The sequence below is a fragment of the Parasphingopyxis algicola genome (genome assembly GCF_013378075.1).
Taxonomy (GTDB): Bacteria; Pseudomonadota; Alphaproteobacteria; order Sphingomonadales; family Sphingomonadaceae; genus Parasphingopyxis; species Parasphingopyxis algicola.
This window is the reverse complement of the sequence record NZ_CP051131.1, coordinates 2,637,394-2,649,521: the sequence shown is the minus strand read 5'-3', so window position 1 is coordinate 2,649,521 and position 12,128 is coordinate 2,637,394. Positions and strand designations below refer to the sequence as shown.

At 65.6% G+C, this 12,128-nt stretch carries 10 protein-coding genes; 4 read left to right on the top strand and 6 right to left on the bottom strand.

What is annotated here, in order from left to right:
* The first annotated feature begins 85 nt into the window (after nucleotides 1-85).
* Nucleotides 86-697, top strand: a complete 612-nt coding sequence (locus HFP57_RS13200) for a hypothetical protein (protein WP_176870224.1) — start codon at nucleotides 86-88, stop codon at nucleotides 695-697.
* 55 nt (nucleotides 698-752) lie between these two features.
* Nucleotides 753-2,546, top strand: coding sequence for an ABC-F family ATP-binding cassette domain-containing protein (locus HFP57_RS13195; protein WP_176870223.1), 1,794 nt, complete (start codon nucleotides 753-755; stop codon nucleotides 2,544-2,546).
* On the opposite strand, the gene HFP57_RS13190 is transcribed toward HFP57_RS13195, so the two are convergent.
* Nucleotides 2,543-3,121, bottom strand: coding sequence for a glutathione binding-like protein (locus tag HFP57_RS13190; protein ID WP_176870222.1), 579 nt, complete (start codon nucleotides 3,119-3,121; stop codon nucleotides 2,543-2,545). The two genes, HFP57_RS13195 and HFP57_RS13190, sit on opposite strands and share 4 nt — an antisense overlap.
* 69 nt (nucleotides 3,122-3,190) lie before the next feature.
* Between HFP57_RS13190 and HFP57_RS13185 the strand changes: the two genes are divergently transcribed.
* Together HFP57_RS13185 and HFP57_RS13180 are read left to right on the top strand one after the other, a co-directional pair.
* Nucleotides 3,191-4,060 (top strand): hypothetical protein, encoded by an 870-nt coding sequence (locus HFP57_RS13185; RefSeq protein WP_176870221.1) that lies wholly within the window; start codon nucleotides 3,191-3,193, stop codon nucleotides 4,058-4,060.
* Between the two features lie 30 nt (nucleotides 4,061-4,090).
* Complete coding sequence (locus HFP57_RS13180; protein ID WP_176870220.1) at nucleotides 4,091-4,339, top strand: hypothetical protein; 249 nt, start codon at nucleotides 4,091-4,093, stop codon at nucleotides 4,337-4,339.
* A 28-nt stretch (nucleotides 4,340-4,367) separates the two neighbouring features.
* Here HFP57_RS13180 and HFP57_RS13175 read toward each other — a convergent pair whose 3' ends face one another.
* The 5 genes from HFP57_RS13175 to HFP57_RS13155 are packed head-to-tail and all read right to left on the bottom strand — an operon-like array spanning nucleotide 4,368 to nucleotide 12,060.
* Nucleotides 4,368-5,186 (bottom strand): ATP-binding protein, encoded by an 819-nt coding sequence (locus HFP57_RS13175; protein ID WP_176870219.1) that lies wholly within the window; start codon nucleotides 5,184-5,186, stop codon nucleotides 4,368-4,370.
* Between the two features lie 41 nt (nucleotides 5,187-5,227).
* A complete protein-coding gene (locus tag HFP57_RS13170; protein WP_176870218.1) occupies nucleotides 5,228-7,225 on the bottom strand; it encodes a tetratricopeptide repeat protein in 1,998 nt (665 codons plus the stop codon).
* The gene (gene prsR, locus HFP57_RS13165) at nucleotides 7,222-8,583 is read right to left on the bottom strand and encodes a PEP-CTERM-box response regulator transcription factor (RefSeq protein ID WP_176870217.1); all 1,362 of its coding nucleotides are present in this window, start codon (nucleotides 8,581-8,583) and stop codon (nucleotides 7,222-7,224) included. Before prsR ends, HFP57_RS13170 begins: the two co-directional genes overlap by 4 nt.
* Nucleotides 8,583-10,670 carry an XrtA/PEP-CTERM system histidine kinase PrsK gene (prsK, locus tag HFP57_RS13160; protein ID WP_176870216.1) on the bottom strand — a complete coding sequence of 696 codons (2,088 nt, stop codon included), beginning with the start codon at nucleotides 10,668-10,670 and terminating at the stop codon, nucleotides 8,583-8,585. Before prsK ends, prsR begins: the two co-directional genes overlap by 1 nt.
* Before the next feature lies 1 nt (nucleotide 10,671).
* Nucleotides 10,672-12,060: a TIGR03013 family XrtA/PEP-CTERM system glycosyltransferase gene (locus tag HFP57_RS13155; protein ID WP_176870215.1), complete on the bottom strand. Its 1,389-nt coding sequence runs from the start codon at nucleotides 12,058-12,060 to the stop codon at nucleotides 10,672-10,674.
* Nucleotides 12,061-12,128: the final 68 nt, after the last annotated feature.

Here is a 12,128-nt window from a genome sequence, read left to right as displayed (position 1 = left end):
CGGCGCGACTGCCCGTCCGATACCCTCCACTTCGGATCGTTCTGAAATCGCAACCGGCCCGGAATGGGCGCACGATGCCACGGCCATGGCCAGTGTATCGAACAAGATATCCGACGAGCTGAAGCCGGAAACCATCATCGCGATCCGCGACGCGGACGTCCATCTCCGGCGGTTCATCGACAGCTTCACGAACACTATCGCGCAGCTCGGCAAACAATGGTCGATACCCTTCGCCGACGGCAGCGAACTGACCGCCAAAGAGTTCAACGCGGTGTGGGACAAGATCCATTTTCTCGTCGTCGGCGATGCCTTCCAGCCGGGCTATGGCGGCATGTTCGATTTTCCCAGCAAGGTCTCGACGATCCGTTATTCGACCGTACTCGGATGGGGCGCGCATTCGGGCGGACTGGAATTCATCGCGCTGCACGAAGTGATCCATGGCTGCGAAGCCGGAGACCGGGTCCGGCGGCAGCAATGGGACGCGTATCGAAAGCTGCGCAAAGCGAAACACGGGCGAAAGAAGGTTCGCGCGAAGGATGAGGCCGACTGGGCCGCCCAATATTACAGCTATCCGCAATTCGCCGAAGTCGAGGAGTTCTGCAATCGCGGCGCCCGCGACGTTGCCGAGTATTTCGGGCTGCCACGGCTCCTGGCGACGCCGACCCATGGCTTCGAATATGGCGATCTGACCTGCTAAGTCGCGGCGCGAATAGTTTTGACAAGCAGGCGGCGTCGCGGAATGAAGCGCCGCCATGGCCGCACCCATCCTCTCTTTCGAAAATCTCGGCCTCAACCAGGGCACGGGCTGGCTGTTCCGCGGGCTCGACCTTCATATCGGTGCGCGCGACCGGCTCGCGCTGATCGGCCGCAACGGGACGGGCAAGACGACGCTGTTCCGCCTGCTGGCCGACCAGATAGAGGCCGATGAGGGGCGGCGAACGATCCAGCCGGGCACGCGCGTCGTGCTGCTCGAACAGGACCCGGATATGGTGGGCCATGCGACGCTGAAAGACTGGGCGCTCGATGGCGAGGATGCGCCCGCGCCGCACGAGATAGAGGCGATCGCGGGCCAGCTCGGCATCGATCTCGATACGCCTGCCGACACCGCATCGGGCGGGGAACGGCGGCGAGCGGCGATATCCCGGGCGCTCGCGCAAAATCCGGACCTGCTCCTTCTCGACGAGCCGACCAACCATCTCGACCTGACCGCGATCGACTGGCTCGAAGACTGGCTCGGCCGCTACACGGGCGCCTTCATCGCGATCAGCCATGACCGGACGTTCCTCAAACGCCTGACCCGCTCGACCCTGTGGCTCGACCGCGGCAATCTCCGCCGCGCCGAGATCGGCTTTGGCGGGTACGACGCCTGGGTCGAGAAAATCTACGCCGAGGAGGCGAAGGCCGCCGAGCGGATGGACGCGAAACTGAAGATCGAGACGCACTGGCTGCATCGCGGCGTCACCGCGCGGCGCAAACGCAACCAGGGACGGCTGACGAAGCTGTACGAGCTGCGCGCGCAGCGGGAGAAGATGCTCGGCCCGACGGGCGTCGCCAAGCTCTCTGTCGAGAGCGACGAGGTGAAGGCAAAGAGCGTGATCGACGCGCGCAAGGTCTCCAAGAGCTATGGCGACCGCACCATCATCGACGATTTCACCCTCAAGATTCAGCGTGGCGACCGGATCGGCATCGTCGGCGCGAACGGCGCGGGCAAGACGACGCTACTCAAGCTTCTGACCGGCGAGATCCAGCCCGATACGGGGCGCGTGAAGCGCGCGAAGACGCTCGATGCCGTGATCATCGACCAGCAGCGCGCGCTGATGGAACCGGAAAAACGCGTCCGCGACGTGCTGACCGAGGGTAGCGACTGGATCGATGTGAACGGCACGCCCAAGCGGATCGAGGCGTATCTGAAGGATTTCCTGTTCGATCCGACGCTCACCGATGCCAGGATCGGTACCTTTTCGGGCGGCGAACGCTCGCGGCTGTTGCTGGCGCGCGAATTCGCAAAGACGTCCAACCTGCTGGTGCTCGACGAGCCGACCAACGATCTCGACATGGAGACGCTCGACCTCTTGCAGGAAGTCATTGCCGATTATGAGGGCACGGTGCTGATCGTCAGCCATGACCGCGACTTTCTCGACCGAACCGTCACCGTGACGCTCGGTCTGGACGGCTCGGGCACGGTCGATATCGTTGCAGGCGGTTACGAGGACTGGGAGCGGCGGCGCAAGCCGCGCGCGGAAACGCGCAAGCCCGCCGCCAGGCCGAAAGCTTCGCCGTCCGCCCCGCCGTCGCCGTCGAAACCGACCAAGCTCAGCTACAAGGACCAGCGCGATCTCGACCGGTTGCCCGGCGAGATCGACAAGATCGACACGGCGACCGCCAAGGCCGAGGCCGAACTTGCCGATCCCGATCTCTACCGGCGCGACCCCGACCGGTTCCATGCGCTGACCAAGGAGATCGAGGACGCCCGCGCCACCCGCGCCGCGCATGAGGAACGCTGGCTCGAGGTGGCGGAAATGGCCGAGGCGCTGGAAGCCGGCTAGCCGAGCCCCTCAGCCGCCATCGCTTTCTTCACGCTGTCGCGCGCGAGATTGCGGTCGCGGAAATCGGCGATCCAGTCAGGCGTATCGATCCCCATCTTGCGCGCCCAGAGCGTCGTCACGAACAGATAATTGTCGGCGACGGTCGGCCGGTCGGCGACGAGCCAGTCGTCCCGGTCGAGAATATCCACCGCGACCCGGAATTTGCGCGCGACCTCGTCCTTCGCGTTCACCTTTTCGGCCTCGCCGCCATTGCCGAACAGAGGGCCGTAGGCGCCGTGGATCTCCGAGCCGACATAGCCGATCCATTCGAGCATCTTGTACCAGGCCCGGCCCTCGGGCGCGGCATCGGTGTACCGCGCGAGATAGGCGAGAACGGCCGGATTTTCGGTCAGCACGCCCTCATCGGTCTCGATGACCGGGACATAACCGCGCTTGCTGATCCCGTAAAAATCCTGGCCATTTTCGGTCTCGTGCCGGGACAGATCGACTTTCACGGCGTCGAAGTCCCGCCCGCTTTCGACAAGCGCGATATGGCTCGCAAGGCTGCAGGCGCCGGGGCTGTAATAGAGTTTCATTCTCGTTCTTTCCGGTTGAAGCTGGTGTCGAAGGATCAAAGCGCGAGCCGCCCGATTTGATCCATCCCGGTGCCATCTCCGGCTCGCCGGCGTCAAATCCGCGCTAGGACACGCGCGACGCGACGGGAGGGCGATATCGTATTCCTGATCTGCATCGTTGCATTCCTGCTGCTCTATCTCTCGATGGGGTGGCTGGCGCGCACCTATCCGGAGGACGAGCGGCCCAAATATATCGCGCAGACCCTGCAAGCGGCGATCACCGTCGTCGCGCTGATCGCGGCCGGCTCCTGGTATTTTTTCGACCGGCGGACGGAGCCCCACGCGATCCTCGACCTGGAAGTCACCGCCGTCCGGCTCGACGAGAACCATGCCCTGATCGAAGCCAAAGTGATCGTCGAAAATGCCGGCCATACGCTGCTCGAACTCGAGCGCTGGGATGTACGACTGCTGAGCGTACTACCCAACACTCTGTGCCTCCTGGACATTGTGGCACTCCCGCCCGAATACTGGCCGCGAACGCTTTGGCGGCCATGGATCTATTTCGAACCGACGGCCACGGCGCAGTATCCAGCCGATTGCCTGCGGAGCGATCCCGTGCCGCGCTTCTATCCGCAGCGTCCGGGTATCTATCAGGCGGCTCGCGGCTTCGCCAATCAGAGCGAATTGCGGTTCGACCGGGTACGCCGTTTTTCGGGGATCGCAGAACATGACATCGAACCGGGCGAACGGGACATACGGATCTTCGATTTCGTCGTTCGGTGCGATCTCGAAGTCGCCCGCATTTCGGCTACCGTCCAAGAGACCGACGGCGCCTGGCAGGGCCTGTTCGGCCGCAACGAAGAGAATTTGTGGTGGAAGAACCGGGTCCTGGTGAGCTTGGCGGACGTTTGTGACGGCGATATTGGCGCGCTCGCCGTCCTCCATGCCGGCCAAGGATAGATTCGGCACCATGACAACGAGGAGGAATATATGAGAAGATCAATTCATCTGTTTTTGATGCTGGCTGGGCCGTTGGCCATCGCCGGATGTGCGGAAACCGCCACGGAACAGGCCGCGGACGCTGAGGCCCTGGCCGTCGAAGAAACGGCCGAGGAGGCGATGGCCGAGGGGGAAGAGGCGATGGACGAAGCGGCCGAAGCCATGAACGGCATGGCCGAAGGCGAGATGGCAACGGGCGGCGATGACGATCCCGATGATCCGGGCGGACCGTTCGAATGATTCAGGCTCGCCTGTCCTGCTCTTTTGGCTAACCGAGCGAACGCCCCGCGCGGCCCGCCAGTTCCACCACATATTGCCATGCCACCCTGCCCGAACGGCCGCCGCGCCGGGTCGCCCAGCCGATCGCATCGGTTTCGTCGAAGGCGAGATCGAAATGGGCGGCATAGGCCGCGACCATCGCCAGATAATCGGGCTGGCTCGCCGCATGGAAGCCCAGGCTGAGACCGAACCGGTCGGAGAGCGCGAGGCTGTCGTCGCGCGCGTCGCGCGGGTTCACCGGATCGTCCTGCTCGGCCATCGAGCGTGGCACGATATGGCGGCGGTTCGAGGTGACGTAGAGCCGCATATTGGCCGGCCGCGCCTCGGCCCCGCCCTCGAGCAGCGAGCGCAGCGCCCGGGCGGCAACCGCATCGCCGTCGAAACCGATATCGTCTATAAACAGGACGAAAGCGCGATCCACCGGGGCGAGCAGCGCGAACAGGTCCGGGAGGCTGTCGAGCCGGTCGGGCGCGACCTCGACCAAGGCGAGATTGTCGCCGTCCGCCTGCAACGCCGCGATTGCGCTCTTGGCGAGCATCGATTTGCCCGAACCGCGCGAACCCCAGAGCAGGATGTCGTGCGCCGCCGCGCCGCGCGCGAGCCGGCGGCTATTCTCGAGCACGGCCTCTTTCTGCGTGTCTATCCCGGTCAGCAGCGCAAGCGGCAGCGGCAAGAAATGCTGCGCGGCATGGAGCCGGTCGCCGCGCCAGACATAGGCGGGATCGGCCAGCGGATCGGCGGGCGTGCCGGGCAGCGGGGCGATCCGATCCAGCGCGTCGGCGATCCGGGAAAGGGCGTCGTCGGTCATGCGACGGTCTTAGCCGCTAACCGTGCCGCGATGCCAGTCGCCTATCCGGCCCGCGACCGTGCCTCCACTAATCGTTCGGCGATCTGCGGGTCGTCCGGCGCCAGCGACCGCGCCTTTTCGAGCAGTTCGAGACCGAGCGTCCGGTCCGCACCGCTGTCCGCGAGAATCCAGCCGTAAATCTCGCTCGTCGACGCGTTCATCGGGAGCAGCAGATAGGCGCGGCGGGCCAGCGCCGTCGCACGCTCGGCTTCCCCCATCTCGTATCGCGCCCAGGCGAGGTTGGCGAGGATCGCGGCATCGCGATCGCCGATGCGCCGCCTGAGCTGTTCGAGGATCGCGGCGGCCTGCGGCCAGCGGCCGGCCTGCAGGTTGAGCTGCGCCGAAACGAGGCCGGTCGCGATGTTGCGCGGATTCTGCTGGCGGAACAGGGTCAGCACGCGCAGCGCCTCTTCGGGCTGGCCGACGCGCTGCAGCGCCTCGAACATGCCGAGCGCGGCGCGTTCGGAAAAGCGGATATTGGCGGCCGTCGCATAGGCCGCCGCCGCGTCGCCATAGCGGCCGACCGCGCCCAGCGCATCGCCATAGATCAGATGCGCATCGGGCGCGCCGAGATTGGCGGTGCGCAGCCGCTCCGCGCGCGCGAGCGCATCGCCCGTTCGCCCGAGCGCGAGATAGGCGCGGATCAGCTCGACCTCGGCCCGGGCCCCGCCCTCTTGCCTTGCATCGCGCTCGATCAGCGCGAGGGCCGCGGCATCCTCGGGCGGCGCGCCGAGCGGCGTGAGCCCGGTGCGCGCCGGGCGCGCGGCGCGCGCCAGATAGGGTGCGGCGCGATCGAAGTCGCCCTCCCGTTCCCAGGCTCGCCCGATCAGGGTCAGCACATAGCTGTCCGCATCGGGCCGGTCCGCCAGCGGCGCCAGTGCCGCGATCGCCGCGGGCATGTCGCCGGCATGGAATTTGGCCGCGCCGAGCAGGCGAACCGCGGCATGGTTGGCCGGCTGGATTTCGAGCAGCCGATTGAGCCGCCGGATCGCGGCTTCGTAATTCTGCGCGCGATAATCGAGACCGGCCTGCAGCAGCAACATGGCCGGCGCTCGGTCCAGCGCGCCGCCGGTCAGCGAGATCAACCGCCGTGCCAGCGGATAATTGCGCGCCCGCGCGGCCATTACAGCCTGCAGGTACAGCGCCTGTGCATTGCCGGGCTCGAACGCCAGCACCCGGCGCGTCGTCTCCAGCATCTCCGTCATCCGGCCGATCTCGCCCAGGGTCGCCGCCCGTTCGAGCAGCGCTTCGATATTGCGGTCGTCGACCTCGAGAGCCCGGTCGAACCAGGCGAGGCTGGCGACGAGGCCGTATTGATCGCGGACCATCCGGCCCTTGAGGATCAGCGCCTCGATATCGGCGGGATCGACGGTGAGCGCTTCGTTCACGGCATCGATCGCACCCGCCTGTTCGCCGTTGACCAGACGGAACCGGGCGATGTCAACCCACAGGCCGGCGCTTTCGGAATCGTCCTCGATCGCCATCGTGAAAGCCTCCGCGGCTGCGGCCGTGCGCCCCAGCGCCTGGAAGGCCCGGCCGCGCACCCGCACCGCGGCGGCGAAGAATTCGGGCGCGATCACGACATTTTCGGTCTCGCCCAGCGCACCCTCGGCATCGCCGGCGAGAAGCACGGCCTCGGCCATCAGGTGGCGCGTCCGCTCGGGCGGGACGCCGGCATTGCGCGCACGCTCGATCGTCGTGCGCGCCGCACCGCCATCGCCGAGCGCGAGCTGGGTTCGCGCCAGCAACCGCCATGCCGCCTCGTTGTCCGATGCATGATCGACGGCGTTCATCGCCTCGACCCGGGCCGCGCGCAGATCGCCGGTCGCTTCATAGGCCTCGGCCCGCGCATAGGCGCCAGCCGGGTCGCTGCCGCGCATCAGCAGCAGCGCACCGACCGCTAGCACCAGCACGATCCCGGCACCCAGCCCGATTATCGTCCGGAACGGGACGGGCTTGCGGGCGGGGCGCGATGGCCGTTTGCGCCGCCGCCTGCTCACGGGCTCAGATCATATTGCTTGAGCAGGTCGTAGAGCGTCGGGCGGCTGATCCCGAGCAGCTTCGCGGCCTGCGAGATATTGTTTTCCGAGCGCGACAAGGCGAGCCGGATAGCCTTGCGGTCGGCAATCTCGCGCACCGCCTTGAGGTTCAGCGGTTCGTCTTCCTCATCCCCTTCGAAATCGAGATCGGATGCGCTGACCAGCTTGCCATCGGCCATGATCGCGGCGCGCTTCACGCGATTTTCGAGTTCGCGCACATTGCCCGGCCAGGACCATCCCTCGATCGCGGCCAGCGCCTCGGGCGCGAACCCCTTGACCGGCGAGTTCATCTCGCCCGCATATTTGCGCAGGAAATGCCGGGCCAGCAAGGTCGCGTCGCCCGGCCGTTCGGCCAGCGAGGGAATGGTGACGACGATCTCGGCGAGCCGGTAGTAGAGATCGTCGCGAAAGCTTTTCTCGGCGATCATCGTGTCGAGATCCTGATGCGTGGCGCAGACGATACGGACATCGACCGGGATCGTCTTGCGCCCGCCGATCCGTTCGACGACGCGCTCCTGCAGGAAGCGCAGCAACTTTACCTGGAGCGGCAGCGGGATGTCGCCGACCTCGTCGAGGAACAGCGTGCCGCCCTCGGCCAGTTCGATCTTGCCTTCGGTCGTCTTCACCGCCCCGGTGAAGGCGCCCTTCTCATAGCCGAACAGCTCCGCCTCGAGCAGGTTTTCCGGGATCGCCGCGCAGTTGATCGCGACGAACGGCTTGTCGGCGCGCGGGCCCTCGTCGTGCAGCCCGCGGGCGAGCAGTTCCTTGCCGGTGCCGCTCGCGCCCAGCAGCATGACCGACACATCGGCCGAGGCGACGCGCTCGATCGTCCGCGCGACTTTCAGCATTTCGGGCGCGGCCGTGATCATGCCGCCCAGCACCGTATCGTCGCCGCCGCCGACCCGGCTGGCCAGCCGTTCATTCTCGCGCTCGATCGCGTGGAGCTGGAAGGCACGCGCGACGATCAGGCCGAGATCGTCGATATCGACCGGCTTCTGGTAGAAGTCATAGGCCCCGCTCGATATGGCGCGGAGGGCGCTTTCGCGGGCTCCATGCCCGGACGCGATGATGATCTTGGTATCGGGCTTGAGCGTCTGGATCTGCTCGAGCGTGGCAAAGCCTTCGCTCGTTCCGTCGGGATCGGGCGGCAGGCCGAGATCGAGCGTGACGACAGCGGGTTCATGCTGGCGCAGCATGTCGATCGCGGTTTCGCGGTCTCCGGCCACGACGACCTCATAGTCTTCATAGGCCCAGCGCAGCTGACGCTGGAGCCCTTCATCGTCTTCGATGATCAGGAGAACGGGTTTCTTGTCGGCCACTATGCGGTCTCTCTGTCTTTGTCCGCCATGACCGCCCTATCGGCGGCAGGCAGGGTGATCGTGAAGCGCGTGCCTTCGCCCGGCCGGCTGTCGACGTCGACGCGTCCGTTCATCTCCGCGACGAGCGAACGCGCTTCGAACGCCCCGATGCCGAACCCGCCGGTCTTGGACGTGCTGAACGGGCGGAACAGCTTGTCGCGCACGAACGCCGGATCCATCCCTTCGCCGCTGTCCTCGACGGCGATCCATACTTCCGCGCCGTCGCCGCCGACGGCCAGCCAGACCGGCGCATCGGGCGGGCTGGCATCGATCGCATTCTGGACGAGATGGGTCAGTGCGGTTTCGAGCCGGAACGGATCGGCCAGCGCCCGGCACCCGGACCCGGCCGCCAGGCGGATCGGATGCGCATCGCCCTTCTGCGCGGCAATCTGTTCGGCCAGCTTCCTGAGACCGACGGGACGCGGCGCCACGCTGCGGCTGCGCTCCTTGGGTGCGAGCCGGGCGAGCAGATCGTTCATCTTGCCGACCGAATCCTGCAAGGTGGCGATCATGTCGGCGCGAAATTCGGGATTGTCGGCATGGCGCTCGGCATTGCGCGCGACGAGGCTGAGCTGGCTGACCAGATTCTTGATATCGTGGAGGATGAAGGCAAAGCGGCGGTTGAACTCATCGAAGCGCCGCGCCTCGGCGAGCGCATCCTGGCTGTGCGATTCGGCGAGATAGCTAGCCGCCTGCCGGCCGACGATCCGGAGCAGATCGAGATCCTCCCAGTCGAGCGTCCGGTCGACCCGCGGGCGTTTCAGCAGAATCGCGGCGACGAGCCGGTCGCGATGGATCAGCGGCGCCAAGACCCAGGCATCCGGCGCGTCGATCATCCAGCGCGGCACGAGCGTCGCGATTTCCAGCGGGTTGCCATGCTTGCCGCCGCGCAGCGGATCGAGTTCGGCGATATGCCCGCTGGCCTCGAGCCAGTCGCCCAGCGCGCGATCCGTGGTCGCCCGGACCCCGGACAGTTCGTCCCAGTTCCAGCGCGCCCCGGGCTGCAACTGTCCCTGCGCATTGCGCGGCAGGAGCAGGCCGCCCTGCGCTTCGGTGATTTCGGCAAGCGCCTGCACCACGCGAACGTCGAGCGGACCGGCATCGGCGCCGGATTGAGCGAGCGTGTGATTGAACCGGATCCATTCCGCCCGGTAATCGTAACGATGCTCGAACAGATGCTTGGCGACCTTGACCCGCAACCAGCCCCGCACCCGCTTCGACGGCAGCAGCACGACCGCGCCGACCGACAGCAGGAAGACGAACGCGACCTGGACGAGCGCGGCGCTGCTTCCCGCGACCAGATCGATCAGCTGGCTGGCGAAGAACATCGCCAGGAAATAGCCGGCGATGGCGAGCAGCGAGAGCGAGCGGAAGGTCACCTTGCGCGAGAGCTTCATCTTGAGTTCCGCATTGCGACGCGTGGCGAGGAGGAAGGTCGGGACCAGCCCGATCATCAGGACGCCGCGCAACGCCAGCAGTTCGACAGGCGGCCGGCCGGTCAGCCAGGCGAGCGTGTAGAGGTTGAGGTCATAGGCCCACATGGCGGTGATCGCGATCATCGTCAGGCGAATGCCCCAGCGGGTTTCCGGCGCGGCCGAAGTATAGAGCGCATGGACGAGGAGAAGCGCCCCGATTGCGAAACACAGATCGAGAATGACGGTCGATTCGTATGCGAGCGTCTGCAACTCCTCGCTGGCTGTCAGCACGCCGAGCGCGCCGTTGATCATGACCTGGAGCAGGGCGACCGAGAACAGTGCGACATAGATGAGCCCGATAAAGGGCCGCCGGTCTTCGCCAAGCCCCCGCTGCAGCAGAACGAACATGAAGGTCAAAAAGCCCAGATTGCGGGCCGTCTCGCCGAGTCCGGAAAGGATCGAATGAGGCGCGGTGACCGATGCGAGCGCCGCCCATATGGCGGTCAGCAGGAAGGCAACGCCGAGGATCGCCATAACCGCGCGGCGCTCTTGGCTGGCGAACTGCCACAGGGCGAGAGCGCCGAACAGCACGGCCGCGATCGCATGGCTCCAGATGCCGGCTTGCGCGATCATCTCAGCGCGCGCCTTCCGGCCAGATAACGACCCGCACCGTCTGGAGCAGGATCAGCAGGTCGAGAAACGGCGTGTAGTTTTTCGCATAATAGAGGTCGTATTCGAGCTTGTGCCGCGCATCCTCGAGGCTCGCGCCATAGGGATAGTTGACCTGCGCCCAGCCGGTGATCCCCGGCTTCACCATGTGCCGTTCGGCATAATAGGGCATCTTGGTCGCCAGATCGTCGACGAACTGCTTGCGCTCGGGCCGCGGGCCGACGAAGCTCATCTCGCCCTTCAGCACGGTCCAGGCCTGGGGCAGTTCGTCGATCCGGATCATGCGGATGAATTTGCCGACCCGGGTCACCCGCGGATCGTTCTTCTGCGCCCAGACGGCTTCGCCTTCCTTTTCCGCATCGTCGCGCATCGAACGCAATTTGATGAGCTCGAACTCCTGGCCGTATTGGCCCACGCGTTTCTGCCGGAAAAAGGCCGGGCCGCGGCTTTCCAGCTTGATCGCGATCGCGGTCAGCAGGATGACCGGCGCGGTAACGACGAGGAGCGCCGCGCTCGCGGCGATATCGAACAGGCGCTTGAGCGCGCTCGAGATGCGCCGTCCGCTCGAAAAGCCGTCGGAGAAGATCAGCCAGCTCGGATTGACGCTGTCGAGATCGACGCGGCCCGTCTCGCGTTCGAGAAAGGTCGAGAGGTCGTTGACATGGACGCCGGTAGTCTTGATCCGGAGCAGGTCGTCGAGCGGCAGCGCGTTGCGCCGTTCCTCGAGCGCCAGCACGACTTCCGACGCGTTGAGCAGCACGACATGGTCGGCGAGATTGTAGATCGCATCGCGGTTGATCGCCTCGGGGATTTCCTGCGCCCCGTCGTTCATCGCGATATAGCCGACGACGACGAAGCCCGAGCCCGGATCCTTTGCGAGTTCCTTGATCCGCCGGGCGCGGCTGCCGGCACCGAGCACGACCAGCCGCCGCTTGAACGCGGTGCCGCCCAGCGTCTTGCCGAGCAATATCCGCATCCCGAACAGCAGCGCCGTCGAGATGATCATCGAATAGAAAAGGTTCGACCGCCAGAGCGAGAGATCGGGGACGAGGAAGAAAATCGCCGATAGGCAGATGATGCCGATCGAAATGGCGACGAGCAGTCGCGCCAGCGCGAAGCGCAGCGAGTTGAGTGCCTCGATCCCGTATACGCCGACTGCGATCATCGCGATTTCCAGCGCAACGGCAAAGGCTAGCAATTCGGGAATCCGCGTCGTCGCCGGCTCCGGGATGCTGCCGATCTGGCTCAGCCGGTAGATCCAGCCGAGTTCCGCCGCGACGAGCAGCAGGATGAAATCCATGATGCCCAGCAGCAGCACCGCATTAGGCACATAATGTTTGAACAGCCTGATCACGCTGGAAAACGTCCGTTATTGCTTTCTGTGAAGAGTATCTTAGCCGCAAATCGTAAAGAAATCCGACA